At 62.6% G+C, this 17,417-nt stretch carries 17 protein-coding genes; 4 read left to right on the top strand and 13 right to left on the bottom strand.

Annotated elements, in window-relative coordinates:
• Positions 1 to 47 precede the first annotated feature (47 nt).
• The 13 genes from ACIQLI_RS11950 to ACIQLI_RS11890 all read right to left on the bottom strand — a co-directional run bounded on the left by ACIQLI_RS11950 (position 48) and on the right by ACIQLI_RS11890 (position 13,499).
• A complete protein-coding gene (locus tag ACIQLI_RS11950) occupies positions 48 to 731 on the bottom strand; it encodes a DedA family protein (RefSeq protein WP_354230298.1) in 684 nt (227 codons plus the stop codon).
• 192 nt (positions 732 to 923) lie between these two features.
• Complete coding sequence (locus ACIQLI_RS11945; RefSeq protein ID WP_261608898.1) at positions 924 to 1,574, bottom strand: DedA family protein; 651 nt, start codon at positions 1,572 to 1,574, stop codon at positions 924 to 926.
• An 88-nt stretch (positions 1,575 to 1,662) separates the two neighbouring features.
• The gene (locus ACIQLI_RS11940; protein ID WP_400388517.1) at positions 1,663 to 2,973 is read right to left on the bottom strand and encodes a thymidine phosphorylase; all 1,311 of its coding nucleotides are present in this window, start codon (positions 2,971 to 2,973) and stop codon (positions 1,663 to 1,665) included.
• Positions 2,970 to 3,374, bottom strand: a complete 405-nt coding sequence (locus tag ACIQLI_RS11935; protein ID WP_400388514.1) for a cytidine deaminase — start codon at positions 3,372 to 3,374, stop codon at positions 2,970 to 2,972. The genes ACIQLI_RS11940 and ACIQLI_RS11935 overlap by 4 nt, the downstream gene beginning before the upstream one ends.
• A 2-nt stretch (positions 3,375 to 3,376) precedes the next feature.
• Entirely contained in the window at positions 3,377 to 4,666 is a 1,290-nt protein-coding gene (locus tag ACIQLI_RS11930) for an ABC transporter permease (protein WP_354230090.1), read from the bottom strand.
• Positions 4,663 to 6,018, bottom strand: a complete 1,356-nt coding sequence (locus tag ACIQLI_RS11925) for an ABC transporter permease (protein ID WP_400388511.1) — start codon at positions 6,016 to 6,018, stop codon at positions 4,663 to 4,665. The genes ACIQLI_RS11930 and ACIQLI_RS11925 overlap by 4 nt, the downstream gene beginning before the upstream one ends.
• On the bottom strand, positions 6,011 to 7,528 hold the full coding sequence (locus tag ACIQLI_RS11920; RefSeq protein WP_400388508.1) for an ABC transporter ATP-binding protein: 1,518 nt from the start codon (positions 7,526 to 7,528) through the stop codon (positions 6,011 to 6,013). The genes ACIQLI_RS11925 and ACIQLI_RS11920 overlap by 8 nt, the downstream gene beginning before the upstream one ends.
• Positions 7,529 to 7,663: 135 nt before the next feature.
• Positions 7,664 to 8,902 carry a BMP family protein gene (locus tag ACIQLI_RS11915; protein WP_400388505.1) on the bottom strand — a complete coding sequence of 413 codons (1,239 nt, stop codon included), beginning with the start codon at positions 8,900 to 8,902 and terminating at the stop codon, positions 7,664 to 7,666.
• Between the two features lie 113 nt (positions 8,903 to 9,015).
• Positions 9,016 to 10,029, bottom strand: a complete 1,014-nt coding sequence (locus tag ACIQLI_RS11910; RefSeq protein ID WP_400388502.1) for an NADP-dependent oxidoreductase — start codon at positions 10,027 to 10,029, stop codon at positions 9,016 to 9,018.
• Positions 10,026 to 10,457, bottom strand: coding sequence for an organic hydroperoxide resistance protein (locus ACIQLI_RS11905; RefSeq protein WP_026542856.1), 432 nt, complete (start codon positions 10,455 to 10,457; stop codon positions 10,026 to 10,028). Before ACIQLI_RS11905 ends, ACIQLI_RS11910 begins: the two co-directional genes overlap by 4 nt.
• Positions 10,458 to 10,510: 53 nt before the next feature.
• Positions 10,511 to 10,945, bottom strand: a complete 435-nt coding sequence (locus tag ACIQLI_RS11900; protein WP_400388499.1) for a MarR family winged helix-turn-helix transcriptional regulator — start codon at positions 10,943 to 10,945, stop codon at positions 10,511 to 10,513.
• A gap of 140 nt (positions 10,946 to 11,085) precedes the next feature.
• Positions 11,086 to 12,291 (bottom strand): amidohydrolase, encoded by a 1,206-nt coding sequence (locus tag ACIQLI_RS11895; protein ID WP_024820064.1) that lies wholly within the window; start codon positions 12,289 to 12,291, stop codon positions 11,086 to 11,088.
• A 110-nt stretch (positions 12,292 to 12,401) separates the two neighbouring features.
• Positions 12,402 to 13,499 carry a mannose-1-phosphate guanylyltransferase gene (locus tag ACIQLI_RS11890; RefSeq protein ID WP_400388804.1) on the bottom strand — a complete coding sequence of 366 codons (1,098 nt, stop codon included), beginning with the start codon at positions 13,497 to 13,499 and terminating at the stop codon, positions 12,402 to 12,404.
• Positions 13,500 to 13,788: 289 nt separating this feature from the next.
• On the opposite strand from ACIQLI_RS11890, the gene sdhC reads away from it, so the two are divergent.
• From sdhC to ACIQLI_RS11870, 4 genes are all read left to right on the top strand, one after another.
• Positions 13,789 to 14,169, top strand: coding sequence for a succinate dehydrogenase, cytochrome b556 subunit (gene sdhC, locus ACIQLI_RS11885; RefSeq protein WP_089594138.1), 381 nt, complete (start codon positions 13,789 to 13,791; stop codon positions 14,167 to 14,169).
• A 3-nt stretch (positions 14,170 to 14,172) separates the two neighbouring features.
• Positions 14,173 to 14,649, top strand: coding sequence for a succinate dehydrogenase hydrophobic membrane anchor subunit (locus ACIQLI_RS11880; RefSeq protein WP_089594137.1), 477 nt, complete (start codon positions 14,173 to 14,175; stop codon positions 14,647 to 14,649).
• 97 nt (positions 14,650 to 14,746) lie between these two features.
• A complete protein-coding gene (gene sdhA / locus ACIQLI_RS11875; RefSeq protein WP_089594136.1) occupies positions 14,747 to 16,546 on the top strand; it encodes a succinate dehydrogenase flavoprotein subunit in 1,800 nt (599 codons plus the stop codon).
• Positions 16,546 to 17,328 carry a succinate dehydrogenase iron-sulfur subunit gene (locus ACIQLI_RS11870; protein ID WP_026542862.1) on the top strand — a complete coding sequence of 261 codons (783 nt, stop codon included), beginning with the start codon at positions 16,546 to 16,548 and terminating at the stop codon, positions 17,326 to 17,328. Before sdhA ends, ACIQLI_RS11870 begins: the two co-directional genes overlap by 1 nt.
• Positions 17,329 to 17,417: the final 89 nt, after the last annotated feature.

Raw genomic sequence — 17,417 nt, 5'->3', positions numbered from 1 at the left:
CCCCACCGCCACCATGGCTGGTACAGCCGGCGGACTGGCTGGTCGCCTTAGCTGGCGGGCTTGGAGACGTCGACGCCGGCGATCGCCTTTTCCGCGGGATCGACTGCTGTCATTTCGGTGCTGGCAGCGGCTTCCTTGGCGAGGTCCTTCTTCTCCAGGTACTTGTGCCACCAACGGAGTGCGTGATCCACCACAATGCCAAGGACCACGGCGAAGGCAACCGCGATGCCGACTCCCAGGAGCGGGTTGTGATGGACCCACTGGCCTGCGAGGAGGCCGATACCGATGGAGTAACCTACCCACGTGATGCACGCGAAGGCGTCCAACCAGAAGAAAGTCCGGTGGCGGAAGCCGGTTTGTCCGGCCACATAGTTCACGGCCACGCGGCCCCACGGAATGTAGCGGGCCGTGAAGATGAGGACAGCTCCGCGCTTATCCAGCTCGTACTGCGCCCAGGCGAACATCTTCTGGACCTTGGGCCGCCGCATCCACTTCCAACGGGTGAGGCCGATTTTCCGGCCCAGCATGTAGGCCATGTTGTCGCCTGCCATGGCACCTACCAGTGCGGTGGCTCCCAGTATCCACAGGTTGGGCTCTCCGCTGTGAAGGGACAGCGCCGAGAGGCCAACAATGGCTGTTTCGCTGGGAAGGATGGTGGCAAATCCGTCAATGAAGAAGAAAACCAGCAGGACCGGGTATATCCAGGGCTGCCCGGCTGCATGCTCGAGCATTTGGTTCAAAAACTCCACGCGGCGTTAGCTCCTAGACGAATATGACTTGACGGTGTGACGGAAGTCGCTCTAGTGTCCCACGGCCGGGACGTCGTTCGCTACGTCCCAGCCTTGGGATCACACGCTTAACGCTATAGGTGCTGATAAGGTGCCGTCGTCAACCGCCGGGCTGATCTTCCGGGGCCTGAAGGGTCATACCGTGGGTGGAGTCGGGGCGTCTTCCTCAGGGATGTTCTTGCCGTCCAACGGCACGGATCCACGGACTTTGCTGATGATGCGGTCGATGATGATTCCCAGGATCACGGCAACCACGATCGCTATGACGGCGCCCAGGAGATGGTTGTCCTCGAACCAGACACCAAAGAAGTAGCCCAGGATCACCGAGTACGTAGCCCACAGGACGGCGGACATGGCTGTCAGGGCCACGAAGCGTCGGTGGTGGAAGTGCGTGGCACCAGCCGTCAGGTTGACGGCCACCCTGCCAATGGGGATGAAACGGGCCACCATGATGAGCGAGGCCGACCGGCGTCGGAGTTCCTTGCCTGCCCAACGGAAGGCGCCCTGCATCCGCTGCGTACGCATCCAGCGCCACCGCTGGATCCCGATGCGGCGGCCGATGATGTACGCGATGTTGTCCCCCGAGAACGCCCCCAGGGCTGCCATCACGCCGAGCAGCCATACATTGGGCGAGCCGCTGCTCCCGGACACTGCGCTCAGGCCCACCACCACGGATTCGCTCGGAATGGGCGGGAAGAAGCCATCTATCACGCAGCAGGCCAGCACCAGGAACAACACCCATGGCTGCTCCGCCGCGGCGAGGATGAAATCGTTGATGCCCTGCACGGTTTCCTTACGGTAGCCGGCTCCCCCACAGGCGCCGGATGACTGGTGTTCCGGGCCGTCCTTGGCGAACGGCCCGGAACACTTAAGCCTAGGCGATGCGGTCGATGATGAGCTGATGCGCCGGGCGTGAACCCTCGGGCGCGATCACCACGGCATCCTGGAGCGCTTCCTTGGCCCGCTCGAACTTCCCGGGAGTGTCCGTCAGAAGTGTCATCAGAGGCTCCCCCGCACGGACCAATGCGCCCGGTTTGGCGTGCATGCGGACACCTGCACCGGCCTGGACCTGGTCCTCCTTGCGGGCCCGCCCCGCGCCCAAACGCCAGGCAGCGACACCCACGGAAAGCGCATCCAGTTCCATCAGGACACCGTCCGCGGGAGCGTAGATGACCTCGGATTCCTTGGCCACCGGAAGCGCAGCACGCGGGTCGCCGCCCTGTGCATCGATCATCCGGTTCCAGACATCCATGGCCCGGCCGTCCTTCAAGGCAGCAGCGGGGTCGGCGTCGTGGATGCCGGCGCCGGCCAGCATCTCCTCAGCCAGGCGGACGGTCAGTTCGACGACGTCTTCCGGACCGCCGCCGGCAAGGACTTCTACCGATTCCTCTACTTCGATCGCGTTTCCGGCGGTCAAACCCAACGGTGTGGACATATCCGTGATCAGGGCGACGGTGTGCACGCCGGCATCCTTGCCCAGGGCCACCATGGTCCCGGCAAGCTCGCGGGCCCGGGCCTCGTCCTTCATGAACGCACCGGAACCCACCTTGACGTCCAGGACCAAGGAGCCCGTGCCTTCGGCGATCTTCTTGCTCATGATCGAGGAAGCAATCAACGGGATCGCCTCCACGGTGCCGGTGACATCACGCAGGGCGTAGAGCTTCTTGTCGGCAGGAGCCAGTCCGGAGCCTGCCGCGCAGATGACTGCACCCACGTCCTGGAGCTGCGCCATGATTTCTTCATTGCTCAGGTTGGCCCGCCACCCCGGGATGGCTTCCAGTTTGTCCAACGTTCCGCCCGTGTGGCCCAGCCCGCGGCCTGAGAGCTGTGGAACCGCGACGCCGAACACGGCAACGAGCGGTGCCAGCGGCAGCGTGATCTTGTCCCCGACACCCCCGGTGGAGTGCTTGTCGCTGGTAGCCTTCCTGCCGCCGTCGGGCCTTGTCAGGGACGAAAAGTCCATCCGCTCGCCCGAGGCGATCATGGCGGACGTCCACCGTGAAATCTCGGCGCGGTCCATTCCGTTGAGCAGGATGGCCATGTTCAGCGCGGCCATCTGCTCCTCGGCAATGACACCCCGGGTGTAGGCATCGATCGTCCAGTCGATCTGCTCGGGAGTGAGGGTACCTTTGTCCCGCTTGATGGAAATGATCTGGACGGCGTCGAACGCTTCAGTGCTTGTCACGAGGTTTCCTCCAGATGTTCGGGACCGAAGGCGTCAGGCAGCACCTGGTCCATGGATTTGATTCCTTGAGTTGTCATGAGCTGCATTCCGGGCGCCCGGAATTCGTACAGGAGCTGGCGGCAGCGTCCGCACGGCATGAGGATGTTCCCTTGCCCGTCCACGCAATAGAACGCGGCAAGCCTGCCGCCTCCCGTCATGTGGAGCTGGCCAACAAGTGCGCACTCGGCGCAGAGGGTCAGCCCGTAACTGGCGTTCTCCACGTTGCAGCCGCTGATGATCTTGCCGTCCTCGGTGAGGGCCGCAGCCCCCACCGGGAACTTGGAATATGGCGCGTAAGCCCTCTGCATTGCCTGCTTTGCTGCCGCTTCGAGCGCCTGCCAATCAGTGTCATTTGCCGGCATCGTCAACCCTTCACATAAGGTATGCCGCTGGCCGCTGGTCCCCGCGACTTACCCACCAAACCGGCGACGGCGAAGATGGTCACCAGATACGGCAGCATGGCCATGAACTGGCTGGGCACCGGAGTACCGATGATGCCCAGGATGGACTGCAGGTTGTACGCGAAGCCAAACAGCAGCGATGCCAGGAAGGCACCAATCGGGTTCCACCGGCCAAAGATCAACGCTGCCAAGGCGATGAAGCCCCGGCCACCGGAGATGTCCTTGGTGAAGGAGTCGATGGTCACCAGGGTGAAGACGGCTCCACCGATGCCTGCGATGGCACCGCCCAGGGTGACGTTCCAGAAGCGGGTGGCGTTGACGTTGATGCCCAGGGTGTCGGCAGCCTGCGGGTGCTCGCCGACGGCGCGGACCCGCAGGCCCCAGCGGGTCTTGAACAGGCCGAACCACACCACGGCCACTGCGATGTACATGAGGTAACCGGCAATGGACTGCTCAAACAGGATGGGCCCGATGATCGGGATGTCCGACAACAACGGGATCGGCAGGATGTCCAGGCGCCCCGGAGTGTTGAACTGCTCCTTGTTGGGGACCATCAGCGTGCCGTAAAGGAAGCCCGTGAGGCCGGAGACCAGCACGTTGAGGACAACGCCCACAATGATCTGGTTGACCAGGTATTTGATGCTGAAGACCGCCAGGACCATGGACACAGCGGCACCGGCAGCAGCCGCCGCGATCAGGCCAATGTAGGGGCTGCCCGTCATGGTGGCTACCAGCGCGGCGGTGAAGGCACCGCCCAGAAGCTGGCCTTCAATGGCAATGTTCACGACGCCCACGCGCTCACACAACACGCCTGAGAGCGAGCCAAAGACCAACGGCACTGCCAGGGTCACCGAGCCGGCAACCAGGCCTGCGAGCGAGATGGAGGGCTGGCGGGCGCCTGCCACGATCCACACGAGCAACGCGAACACGAACACCACGGCAAAGGCGATGGGAAGCCACTTGGGTGAGCGCTCCCCCTGCGTCCAGAGGTAGATGGAATAGGCAGCCATGGCAAGGAGCAGAATTCCGAAGACCACCCCGCCCACCTGCCCCGGAATCATGAGTGCAGGAACGGCGACTGCGTCACCGGCGTCGCTGATCTTCATCTCCGCAGTTTGGTCCGGGCCCAGGAAGCCGAAGAAAACCAAAGCTATGAGGGCCAGGATGCCAAGGGTGAGCGGAACTTTCATGGACGGCCGGAAGGCCGGCAGGGCCGTTGAACCCGACGTCGGAGCGGTGGTTGTCGCGCTCATTTGGCACCTCCGGAGGCGTTGACGAGGGCAGCCTTGGGAGCCGCTTTCGGTGTCTTGTTCTTCTTCTTGGGCTCAAGCCGGAAAATCGACCGGATGAGCGGAGGCGCTGCGATGAAGAGCACGATCAAGGACTGCACCACCAGCACGATGTCGATGGGCGTTCCCGTCTGGATCTGCATCTGCACTGCCCCTGCACGGAAAGCTCCAAACAGCAGGCCGGCGAAGAACGTCCCCCACGGCGTGCTGCGTCCAAGCAAGGCAACCGTGATGGCGTCGAAGCCTATCTGGGCAGCGACGCCGCCGGTCAGCACCTTTTCCGTACCGGCCACCTGGGCAATACCGCCGAAGGCGGCGAGCGCACCGGCCATGGCCATCACCAGGATGGTGGCGCGGGATACCTTGACGCCGGCGGTCCGTGCAGCGATGGGGTTGGCGCCGACAGCACGGAACTCGAAGCCGATGGTGGACCGGTTCAACAGCCACCACACGCCGATGGTCAGCGCTATGGCCACCAGGAATCCCACGTGGAGACGGGAGCCGGGGATGAGGACGGGATACGTCGCCGATTCGTCCAGGCGTGGCGAGATGGGGCTGTTGTCCCCCGGACGCCGGAACGCAGCAGTGTTCAGCAGGAAGTCCAGCAGGAACAAGGCCACGTAGTTCAGCATGATGGTGACGATCACCTCGTGTGCACCGGTCCGTGCCTTGAGGATCCCAACGATGGCACCCCAAAGAGCACCACCCAGGACGCCCATGATGATGACCACCAGCAGGTGCAGGCCGAACGGCAGGTGCCAGGCGAACCCTACGTAGGCAGCAAGCGTGGCGCTGATGATGATCTGTCCCTGGGCGCCGATGTTGAACAGGCCGGCGCGGAAAGCCAAGGCAACGCCAAGACCGGCGCAGATCAGCGGGGTTGCCACAGTCATGGTTTCCAGCAGCGGCTGCAGTCCCTGCCGGGGGTTGAAGACTGACCCTTGGAAAAGGGCAACGTAGCTCTCGGTCATGGCAGACCACAACGCGCTCAGGAAGTCCGTGGGCCGTGCAAACAAGTAGCCTGCGGTTTTGGCAACCTGGGCGTCCGTGCTGGCAATCAGCAGGCCACCCAGGAAGAGCGCCACGATGACGGCCAGGACGGACACGAAGCCGTTCCCCATCACGATGCGGCGCATGAGGCTGCCCTGCTGCGATCCTGAATCACCGCTTTGGGATGACACCGGAACGATGGACGGTTCCAGCATGCCTCCCGCGGTATCGAGTGAGACATCTGCCGCACGGAGGTCCGCTGTGGACTGGTCCTCAGCGGGCAGTGCGGGTGTTGGTTCGCTCTTGGACTGATCCTTCTCAGTCATCAGAGCCTCCTTCCGGGCCGACGCCGGCCATCATCAAGCCGAGAGTGTCGCGGGGCGTTCCGGCGGGGACGATGCCCACGAGCTTGCCCTTGTAGAGCACGGCAATCCGGTCGGCGAGTTCGATGACCTCATCAAGTTCAGTGGAAACGATCATGACCGGCGTTCCGACGTCGCGCTCGGCAACGATGCGCTTGTGCAGGAACTCGATGGAGCCGACATCCACGCCACGGGTCGGCTGGCTCGCGATGAACAACCGCAGGGGCCTGGACAATTCCCTGGCCATGACCACTTTTTGCTGGTTGCCGCCGGACAGTGTTCCGGCGGCCGACCCCGCAGAGGGAGTCCGGATATCGAATTCTTCGATCTTGGCCTTGGCATGCTCGGCAACCTTGGCCGGCTTCATGCTGATGCCGCTGGCAAACGGTGCTTGGTCATACAGGTCAAGCACCAGGTTTTCGGCCACCGAGAAGGGACCAACCAGTCCATCCACGGTCCGGTCCTCCGGAACAAAGCCGACGCCCGAACGCAGCACCTCTTTGACCGGAAGGCCCAGCAGTTGCTTGCCGTCCAGGGTCACGGAACCTGTGACGTGCTCCTGCACGCCCAGGATGGCTTCGGTCAGTTCCGTTTGGCCGTTGCCCTGGACACCCGCGACGGCGAGGATCTCGCCTTGGGCGATGTCGAAGCTGATCCCGTCCACCACGTTGGTGCCGTTGGCAGCGCGGACCGTCAGGTTTTCCACCACGAACGTGGTTTCCTTCGGCTGCGCGGGTGCCTTGTTCAGGCTCAGGCTGACGGGGCGGCCCACCATCATGGACGCCAGTTCGGTGGCGGATGCCGTGGGAGGCGCATCCCCCACTACTTTGCCGCGGCGAATGACGGTGATGACGTCGGAGACAGCCTTCACTTCACGCAGCTTGTGCGAGATGAAGACGATGGACGTACCGCCGGCTTTGAGCTGCCGCATAATGTCCAGAAGTTCATCGGTTTCCTGCGGCGTCAGCACTGCAGTGGGCTCGTCCAGGATGAGGACCGTGGCTTCGCGGACCAGTGCCTTGATGATCTCGACACGTTGCTGGACGCCTACGGGCAGGTCCTCCACCAAGGCGTCGGGATCCACGTCAAAGCCGTACTTATCGGAGATTTCCCGGATCTTCTTCCGGGTTTCGTCCATGCTGAGCACACCGCCGAACGAGGTCGGCTCCGCACCGAGGGCCACGTTTTCCGCCACCGTGAAGACGGGGACCAGCATGAAGTGCTGGTGCACCATGCCGATGCCCGCCGCCATGGCATCACCGGGGCCGCGGAAGTTGACCGGTTGGTCATTGACCAGGATCTGGCCGGCTGTGGGCTCGTACAGCCCGTACAGCACGTTCATAAGGGTTGATTTGCCGGCACCGTTTTCGCCGAGAAGGCAATGGATCTGGCCGGATTCGACCACGAGGTCGATGTCTTGGTTGGCGTAGAAGGTCCCGAAGGCTTTCGAGATCCCCTTCAATTCGAGTTTCACAACTCCCACCGTTCTGTGAGTCCGAGGGACGGCTGTACTGCTCCAAAGCCACTGGCTTTGAGGCCCAGCGTAGTCAGGGCAAAAACGCGCCGCCAGTACCGGGGCTCGGTACTGGCGGCGCGTCCAGGAATTGATTTACTTCTTGGGGCTCGCTGCCGATTCGACGACCAGCTTGCCGGAGACGATGTCAGCCTTCAGGGCATCGAGCTCGGACTTGGTTTCAGCGGTGACAGCGGAGTCAAGATCGTGGAACGGAGCGATGGCAACGCCATCGTTCTCCAAGGTGCCAACGTAGGCTGCGTTGTTGAACTTGCCTTCCGTGTCATCCTTCACCACGGCTTCAACAGCTTCGCCCATCTGCTTGACCACGGAGGTCAGCATGAGGTCCTTGTACTCAGGAGCGGTGAGGTAGCCATCGGAGTCAACCCAGATGAGCTTGACGTCCTTGCCGGCAGCCTTGGCTTCCTTCAGCGCAGCGCCTGCACCCTTACCAACAGGTCCTGCGACAGGCATGATGATGTCCGCACCCTGGTCCAGCAGGTTGATGGTGACCTGCTTGCCCGTGTCCTGCTTCTCGAAGTCACCCGTGAACGAACCGTCTTGGGTGGTCTTGTCCCAGCCAACAACCTGGACGGTCTTGTCCTTGGCCTTGTTGTAGGCCTGGACGCCGTCGTAGAAGCCGTCCATGAAGATGGTCACCGTGGGGATCTTAATACCGCCGAAGGTGCCCACCTTGCCGGTCTTGGTGGTAGCCGCAGCCGCGTATCCGGCCAGGTATGCCGCCTGTGCCGTGTCATAGACGATCGGCTTGACGTTGGCGATCGGAGTCTCGTACGTGTAGTCGACGATCGCGAAGTGCTTGTCGGTGTTCTTCTCGGCGGCGGCCTTGGTGGCATCGCCCAGGAGGAAGCCAACGGTCACCGTAAGGTTGCAGCCGGCGGAGATCATGCCGTTGAGGTTGGTTTCGAAGTCGCTGTTAGCCTTCGATTCGGCCGACTTCACCGTGATGCCCAAATCAGTCTCGGCCTTCTTGAGGCCTTCAAACGAGGACTGGTTGAAGGACTGGTCATCGAATCCGCCGGAGTCGGACACGATGCATCCAACAAAGTCGCTCTTGGTAGCGGCGCCGGATCCGGCGTCGGGGGCCTGTCCGCAGCCGGTCAGCAGGAGCGCTGCTGCGCCGACAGTGGCAACACCGGCCATTGAACCGCGCTTCAGGGTGGCACGCAGTGGTTTCTTCAATTTTCCTCCAGGAAGAAAGTGATTGGCGCTACGACGGATGGTCAATGAGTGTCCGTTTCCTATACCTGAGGCAGAAATTCTGTTTTCACTGATGCTCGCAGCTGCGCCGAAGCGCATTGATGAAATCCACACTAGTGGCCTGGAACACACCCAGCTACCACAATTGATCACTCCAGGTCAGATTGTTGACCTTTTGTTACCAAGCAGTAGCTGGGTGCGCAAGTCACACGCGATTCACCCGTGGATTAGAGGCGGACCAGCATCTTTCCGGTGTTGGCGCCATCCAGGAGGTCAATGAAGGCCTGCGGTGCATTCTCCAAGCCGTCGACGATCGTTTCGTCATAGCTGACGCTGCCGTCTGCGAGCCAGCCGGCCATCTTCTGCGCGAATTCAGCGGCGTGCTGTCGCTGTCCGCCCACCAGGAATCCACGGAGGGTGAGCTGCTTGCCGATGGCCACGGCCAGGTTCCTGGGCGCAACCGGGGGCTCGGTGGAGTTGTACTGCGCAATGGCTCCACACATGGCAACCCGGCCACCGACGGTCAGTGTGGCCAAAGCTGCTTCCAGGTGCTCGCCGCCGACGTTGTCGAAGTACACATCGATGCCACGCTCCCCCGCAGCTTCCTTCAGCTGTTCCAGCACCGGGGCGTCGTTGTAGTTGAAGGCGGCGTCAAAACCGAGCTCCAGCAGGCGGGCAACCTTTTCCGGCGATCCTGCACTGCCGATGACCTTTGAGGCGCCCATGGCCTTGGCGATCTGGCCCACCATGGAGCCAACGGCACCTGCCGCGCCGGAGACGAACACTACGTCGCCTTCCTTGAACTCTGCCACCTTGAGCAGTCCGGCATAGGCAGTCAGGCCGGTCATGCCCAGGGCGCCAAGGAACGCGGAGGTGGGGGCCAGACCCGACGGCACCGGAGTGGTTGCCGCTGCGTCCACTACGGCATGCTCACGCCAGCCGAGCTGATGCACGACGACGTCACCCACCTTGTGCGCGTCGGACCGGGACGCGATCACCTCGCCTACCGCGCCGCCGTCGAGCGCTGCATCGAGGCGGAACGGCGCCGAGTAGGACTTGACGTCGTTCATCCGGCCGCGCATGTAGGGATCCACGGACATGAACTGGTTCTTCACCAGGAGCTGTCCCTCGGCGAGCTCGGGGAGCTGCGCCGATGCCAGCCGGAAGTTTTCCTCCGTGGGGCGCCCCACCGGGCGGGAGGCGAGCTGAATTTCGCGGGTTTCGGTGACGACGGCGCTCATGCTGCGAACTCCACGAGCTTGAGGTCAACGGCCATGTTGCCGCGGGTGGCGTTGGAGTACGGGCAGATCTGGTGCGCTTTGGCCATCAGCTCTTCGGCGGTGCTGCGGTCCAGCGCAGGCAGTGCGATCTCGAGTTCGGCAGCAAGGCCGTAGCCTTCGCTGTCAGTCAGGGCACCGAAGTGGATCTTGGCAGCAACCGCGGAGTCGCTGAGGTCAACACGTTCCTTGCGGCCCACCAGGCGCAGCGCGGAGTGGAAGCAGGCTGCGTAGCCGGCGGCGAAAAGCTGCTCCGGGTTGGTGCCTTCACCGTTGCCACCGAGTTCCACGGGGCTGGCGAGTGCTACATCCAGTTTGCCGTCATTGGTGCGGGCGTTGCCGTCGCGGCCTTCGCCCGAGGCCAGTGCCTCGGCAGTGTAGAGAGTCTTCATGGTGTTTCCGTTTCTCTTCGGGAATGGACGTCTCGGGATTTTCCGGGAGTTTGTCAGAGTGAGCTGTTGAGGGCTTGGGTGAGCTTGCCGAGGGTGGCGTGGAGTTGTTCGATTTCACCCGCAGAAAGTCCGGCGGCGTCCGCGAGGCGCTGGGGAACAGCCTGGGCGCGGCCGCTCAAGGCGGTCCCGGCGTCGGTCAGTACCACGTCCACGCGGCGCTCGTCCTCGGCGGAGCGGCGGCGTTCCACCAGCCCCAGGCCCTCAAGGCGCTTCAGGAGTGGTGACAACGTGCCTGAATCAAGGCCCAGTTCCGCACCGAGGTCGCGGACGTTCCGCGGCTCCTGCTCCCACAAGACCAGCATCACCAGGTACTGCGGGTACGTCAGGCCGAGGTCCTCCAGCACGGGGCGGTAGACCGCCGTCGCGGCTTTGGACGCCGAATACAGCGCAAAGCAGACCTGGTGGCGGAGGCGGGGTGCATCACTCATAATTAAAACGATAGTGCACAATTCAATTGTGCACAACTTATCTGCATAGGCCGCACCAAACTGAGTCGCAGTTGAGGTCGTTCCCAGCCCTGGGAACGACCTCTACTGCGACTCAGGTGGGCTTACTGCTCAAGTTGGGTTTACTGCTCGAGATCCCGGATGGTCCGGAGCGCCGCTGCGGTCAGGACGCGGATGGCGTAGCCGAGGGCACGTTCGTCCACGATGAAGTCGCCGCGGTGGAGATCGTATTCTTCGCCGCCGGGCGTGTGCGTGCCCAAACGCATCATGGCGCCGGGGAGGTCTGCCAGGAACCAGGCGAAGTCCTCGCCACCCATGGACTGCGGAGTGAGGACCACTGCGTTTTCACCCAGCTCCGCGCGGGCGGAAGCTTCGATGAGGGCGGTCTCGTGCTCGGAGTTGACCACAGGCGGCACGCCACGGGTATGTTCCAGGTGGACGTCCACGCCGTACGGCGCGGCAACCTGCCGGACGACGTCGTCCAGCAACTCCCCCGCACTGTGCCAGGCATCGCGGTCAAGGCAACGCATGGTGCCGGCCATGTAACCGGAGCCGGGGATGGCGTTGGGTGCAGAGCCTGCGGAGATCTGGCCCCAGACAACGGACACGCCACTGCGGACATCCACGCGGCGGGAAAGGACGGCCGGAACATTGACCGCTATTTGGGCCAGTGCAAACACGAGGTCCTCGGTCAGGTGTGGCCTGGACGTGTGGCCGCCCCGGCCGGAGAGCTCAATCTTGATGGTGTCCGAGGCTGAGGTGATCGCGCCGATGCGGGTGCCGATCTGGCCCACATTGATCCGGGGATCGCAGTGCAGTGCCAGGATGCGCGGCACGCCTTCAAGGACTCCCTGCTCAATGCAGGACAGCGCGCCACCGGGCATGGTTTCCTCGGCCGGCTGGAAGATGATCCGGACGGTGCCGCCCAGCGGATTGTTCTTGTGCATCCGCTGCAGAGTCAAGGCAATGCCAAGCATGGCAGTGGTGTGGACATCGTGCCCGCAAGCATGGGTGACGCCGTGGTTCTTCGAAGCGAACGGCAGGCCGGTTTCCTCGATGATTGGCAGTGCGTCGATGTCGCCACGAAGAGCGGTGGCAATGGGGCCCTCGCCCACGTCAACGGTCAGCCCGGTCTCCTCCAGCCGCCGCGGCTTCAGCCCGGCTGCTTCCAGACGTTCCACCAGTTTGTCCGTGGTGCGGAATTCCTTGAAGGAGAGTTCGGGGTGCGCATGGAGGTCGCGCCGGAATTCAATGAGTCCGGGCAGCAGTTCATCAACCCAAGGACTCACGACGGGAGCGGGCTCGGTTTCAGTGGTGTAATTGCGCACGTCACAACTCTAGCCATGCGCGGCACGCAAAGAACGAAAGCCACCTCTTGGTTACGCTGCGTTCAGACGCAGGACAACCAAAGAGGTGGCTCACGGTATAAGCGGATGCGTTACAGCACGTCTGTGTCGCCGCTGGCTTTGAGGGCGTCAACGGTGCCCTTGACCAGTTGCGCGTGCTCCTTGGTGGTCACCAGGAGTGCGTCCGGGGTGTCCACGATGACCACGTCCTTGATACCGATCAGGGCGATAACGCGCTTGGTATCGGAGACCACCACGCCGCTGGCATTCTCCGCGAACACGCGGGCGCCTTCGCCAAGCACGGTCACTTCGTCCACATCGCCGGCATTGTTGAGGCGGCCGATCGCGGCGAAGTCGCCTACGTCGTCCCAACGGAAGGTGCCAGGCACGACGGCGACATCGCCGGCTGCCGCTGCGGGCTCGGCCACGGCGTAGTCGATCGCGATCTTGGGCAACGTGGGCCATATCCGCGCGGTGACTTCACCGCGCTGTGGAGTGTCCCAGGCCTCTGCAATTTCCTGGAGGCCCTTGAACAACTCGGGCTGGTTCGCTTCAAGGTGCTTGAGCATGAGCGCCACGGGAGCAACGAACATGCCCGCGTTCCAGACGTAGTCCCCTGCTTCTACATACTTGTTGGCGACTTCCTGGCTGGGCTTCTCCACGAACTCAGCCACCGCCAGCGCATTTGGTGCGCCTTCCACGTGGAGGGCAACGCCGGAACGGATGTAGCCAAAGCCGGTGGAGGGGTGCGTGGGCTTGATGCCGATGGTGACGATCTTGCCCGTAGCGGCTGTGTAGATGGCCTCCCGCACCGTTTCCTGGAATAGGTGGTCCGGGCTGATGACCTGGTCCGCGGCGAAGGAGCCCATGATGGTGTCCGGGTCGCGGCGGTACAGGATGGCAGCAGCCAGTCCAATCGCAGCACCGGAGTCCTTGGGCTCGCTTTCGAGCACCAGTTCGTCGTCCCCTATTTCAGGGAGCTGGCGGCAAACAGCGGCACGGTGTGCCTCGCCGGTAACAACGAGCACCCGCTCGCCGGCCAGGGGCTCCAGGCGGTCATAGGTGGCCCTCAACAACGTGCTGCCGGAACCGGTCAGGTCATGGAGGAACTTGGGCGCAGCGGCCCGCGAGAGCGGCCACAACCGGGTCCCCACACCGCCGGCCGGAATAACCGCATGGAAGCGGTTCATGGGCGATTCCGGGTATTTCGCGTCTTCTGTACTCACCGCAACACTTTATCCGACGCAAGCGCGAAGCCCTGCAGTACGCCACGCATGTGGCGTTCGTCTCAGGGGCTGGGCAAAATCGCCTGAATACTGGCAGGAAACATGGAATTAACAAGGAGAGAAGCCCGTCCTAAATTGAATATGCTGTGAGCGAAGCCTAGATTTAGGCGTGAGCTACGAGTGCTCTCGCAGCAGGCGTTCCCCCCGCGTGGATCCCATGCCAGCGCCGCTGTGTTGCAGGAAGGTTTAATCAGTGCCGACAAAACCAGCTGGCACCTTGTACCGCGGCCGTGAAGGCATGTGGTCCTGGGTTGGACATCGTATTACCGGTGTAGTGATCTTTTTCTTCTTGTTGGTCCATGTGTTGGACACCTCATTGGTGCGCGTGTCCCCTGAGGCCTACACGGCCGTCATTGGTGCTTACAAGAACCCCCTCATGGCCCTGGGGGAAACGGGCCTGGTCGCTGCGATCATTTTCCACGCCTTCAACGGCCTGCGCGTGATTGCCATCGACTTCTGGAAGAAGGGCGCCAAGTACCAGCGCCAGATGCTGTGGATCGTGCTTGCGCTGTGGCTGGTCACGTTCGCCGGCTTCGCCATCCGCCACCTTTCCCTCGCGCTGGGAGGCCACTAAGCCATGACAACCATCGAATCCCCCCGCAGCGGAAAAATCGGCTCCGGCAAGATCGCCCCGCAGTACAACCGCACCGGCTCCAGCCGCGGCAACTTCGAGATGATCGCCTGGCTCTTCATGCGTCTCTCCGGCATCGTCCTGGTGGTCCTGATCTTCGGCCACCTCTTCGTGAACCTGCTGGTAGGCGAAGGCATCCACGCGATCGACTTTGGCTTTGTTGCCGGCAAGTGGGCAGATCCGTTCTGGCAGTTCTGGGACCTCGCCATGCTGTGGCTTGCCATGCTGCACGGAACCAACGGCGTCCGCACCATCATCAACGACTACGCCGAGAAGGATTCCACGCGCTTCTGGCTCAAGATGGTTCTCTACGCGGCCACCCTGGTCATCATCATCCTGGGCACGCTGGTGATCTTCACCTTCAACCCGTGCCCTGTTGTTGACGGCGTTCAGCTTCCTGGCGGATTCTGCCCGGCCCCGTAGCAGCGTTCCCGGTGGCTCTGCGGAGTGAACCGGTTCGCCTGACGTAGCGGAGCAGCCTCCGCAGACCATCTGAATTTTGAAAGAGAGAGCATCTGGTATGCAGGTCCATAAGTACGACGTCGTTATTGTCGGTGCAGGTGGCGCCGGCATGCGCGCCGCGATCGAGTCCGGTCAGCGCGCACGCACAGCGGTACTGACCAAGCTCTACCCCACCCGTTCGCACACCGGTGCAGCCCAGGGTGGAATGTGTGCAGCACTGGCCAACGTCGAAGAAGACAACTGGGAATGGCACACCTTTGACACCATCAAGGGTGGCGACTACCTGGTTGACCAGGACGCAGCCGAGGTCATGGCGAAGGAAGCCATTGACGCCGTGCTGGACCTGGAAAAGATGGGCCTGCCGTTCAACCGCACGCCCGAAGGCCGCATTGACCAGCGCCGTTTCGGTGGCCACACCCGTGACCACGGCAAGGCTCCCGTCCGCCGTGCTTGCTATGCAGCCGACCGTACGGGCCACATGATCCTGCAGACGCTGTACCAAAACTGCGTCAAGCACAACGTTGAGTTCTACAACGAGTACTACGTTCTGGACCTGCTGATCGTCGAAGAAGACGCAGTCCGCGAAGACGGCACCCCGTACAAGCAGAAGCGCGTCGCCGGCGTCGTCTCCTACGACCTCGCTTCCGGCGAACTTCACGTCTTCCAGGCCAAGTCCGTAGTGTTCGCTTCCGGCGGCGCCGGCAAGGTCTTCAAGACCACGTCCAACGCCCACACCCTCACGGGTGACGGCATGGGCATCGCGTTCCGCCGTGGCATCCCCCTGGAAGACATGGAGTTCTTCCAGTTCCACCCGACCGGCCTCGCCGGCCTGGGCATCCTCCTCACCGAGGGCGCACGCGGTGAAGGTGCCATCCTGCGTAACTCGGAAGGTGAGCGCTTCATGGAGCGCTACGCCCCCACCATCAAGGACCTCGCACCCCGTGACATCGTGGCCCGCGCCATGGCGAACGAAGTGCGTGAAGGCCGCGGTTGTGGTCCCAACAAGGACTACGTCCTTTTGGACCTGACCCACCTTGAACCGGCTCACATCGAAGCCAAGCTTCCGGACATCACGGAGTTCGCCCGCACCTACCTTGGCGTGGAACCGTTCACCGATCCGGTTCCCGTGTTCCCCACGGCGCACTACGCCATGGGTGGCATCCCCACCAACATCACCACTGAAGTGCTCCAGGACAACGACACGATCGTCCCGGGCCTTTACGCAGCCGGCGAAGTTGCTTGTGTGTCCGTGCACGGCTCCAACCGCCTCGGCACCAACTCGCTCCTGGACATCAACGTGTTCGGCAAGCGTGCGGGCATCGCTGCTGCGGAGTACTCCAAGACGGCCGACTACGTCGAGCTGCCCGAGGACCCCGAGGCAATGACCCGAGGCATCCTGGACGGCCTGCTCACCGGCAACGGCACCGAGCGTGTTGCGCAGATCCGCAAGGAACTGCAGGACACCATGGACGCCAACATGCAGGTGTTCCGTACCAAGGAATCCCTGGAACAAGTCCTTCGCGACATCGCTTCCTTCGAGGAGCGGTACAAGCACGTCACAGTTCAGGACAAGGGCAAGCGCTTCAACCTTGACCTCCTGGAAGCCGTGGAACTGGGCTTCCTCCTGGACATGGCCAAGGTCATGACTGTTGGTGCACTGCACCGTGAAGAATCCCGCGGTGGTCACTACCGCGAAGACTTCCCGGACCGCAATGACGAGAAGTTCATGAAGCACTCCATGGCTTACCTGGACACCTCCGTCACCGTCGACTCCTCGGCGGAATCCGTCGCGGGCATCCGTCTTGAGACGAAGCCCGTCATCTTCACCCGTTACGAGCCGATGGAGCGTAAGTACTAATGACGACCGAAATGGCAGAGCCCGCTTCCAAGATCGAGCTCCCGGCAAGCGTTGCCGGCGACGGTGAAATCCCCACGTTCCACATCACGCTCCGCGTGCGCCGCTACGATCCCGAAATTTCGGACGAAGCACGCTGGGATGACTACAAGCTGACCATGTATGGCACGGACCGCGTGTTGGATGCCCTCCACAAGGTCAAGTGGGAGATCGACGGCAGCGTTTCCTTCCGCCGCTCCTGCGCCCATGGTGTTTGTGGTTCAGATGCCATGCGCATCAACGGCCGCAACCGCCTCGCCTGCAAGACGCTGCTGAAGGACCTGGACACCACCAAGCCCATCACCGTCGAGCCGATCAAGGGCCTCCCTGTGGAGAAGGACCTGATCGTGGACATGGAACCCTTCTTCCAGTCCTTCCGCGAAGTCATGCCGTTCCTCATCAACAAGGGCCACGAGCCCACCAAGGAACGCCTGCAGTCCGTTGAGGACCGTGAGCGCTTTGATGACACCACCAAGTGCATCCTCTGCGCCGCTTGCACCTCCTCCTGCCCGGTCTTCTGGACCGACGGCCAGTACTTTGGTCCGGCAGCGATCGTCAACGCGCACCGCTTCATTTTCGATTCCCGTGATGATGCCGGCGACATGCGCCTTGAAATCCTCAACGACAAAGAAGGCGTGTGGCGCTGCCGCACCACCTTCAACTGCTCGGAAGCCTGCCCCCGTGGCATCCAGGTGACCCAGGCAATCGCAGAGGTCAAGCAGGCCATCCTGTCCCGCAAGATCTAGTTCGCGTTTCGTACAAGAACAACCACGACGACGGCGCCACTCACCACTGCTGGTGAGGGGCGCCGTCGTCGTTAAGCAATTTCCAGAAC

This window comes from Paenarthrobacter sp. NPDC091669, assembly GCF_044756725.1.
Lineage (GTDB): Bacteria > Actinomycetota > Actinomycetes > Actinomycetales > Micrococcaceae > Arthrobacter > Arthrobacter bambusae_C.
Note: the sequence above shows the minus strand (reverse complement) of the source record. Positions and strands in the feature narration are given on the sequence as shown.

Coding starts and splice junctions, on each gene's coding strand:
- ACIQLI_RS11950 (WP_354230298.1), bottom strand. CDS start 731: ATGCTCGAGCATGCAGCCGGGCAGCCCTGGATATACCCGGTCCTGCTG.
- ACIQLI_RS11935 (WP_400388514.1), bottom strand. CDS start 3,374: ATGCCGGCAAATGACACTGATTGGCAGGCGCTCGAAGCGGCAGCAAAG.
- ACIQLI_RS11930 (WP_354230090.1), bottom strand. CDS start 4,666: ATGAGCGCGACAACCACCGCTCCGACGTCGGGTTCAACGGCCCTGCCG.
- ACIQLI_RS11925 (WP_400388511.1), bottom strand. CDS start 6,018: ATGACTGAGAAGGATCAGTCCAAGAGCGAACCAACACCCGCACTGCCC.
- ACIQLI_RS11910 (WP_400388502.1), bottom strand. CDS start 10,029: ATGAGCGCCGTCGTCACCGAAACCCGCGAAATTCAGCTCGCCTCCCGC.
- ACIQLI_RS11905 (WP_026542856.1), bottom strand. CDS start 10,457: ATGAAGACTCTCTACACTGCCGAGGCACTGGCCTCGGGCGAAGGCCGC.
- ACIQLI_RS11900 (WP_400388499.1), bottom strand. CDS start 10,945: ATGAGTGATGCACCCCGCCTCCGCCACCAGGTCTGCTTTGCGCTGTAT.
- ACIQLI_RS11890 (WP_400388804.1), bottom strand. CDS start 13,499: ATGAACCGCTTCCATGCGGTTATTCCGGCCGGCGGTGTGGGGACCCGG.
- ACIQLI_RS11880 (WP_089594137.1), top strand. CDS start 14,173: ATGACAACCATCGAATCCCCCCGCAGCGGAAAAATCGGCTCCGGCAAG.
- sdhA (WP_089594136.1), top strand. CDS start 14,747: ATGCAGGTCCATAAGTACGACGTCGTTATTGTCGGTGCAGGTGGCGCC.
- ACIQLI_RS11870 (WP_026542862.1), top strand. CDS start 16,546: ATGACGACCGAAATGGCAGAGCCCGCTTCCAAGATCGAGCTCCCGGCA.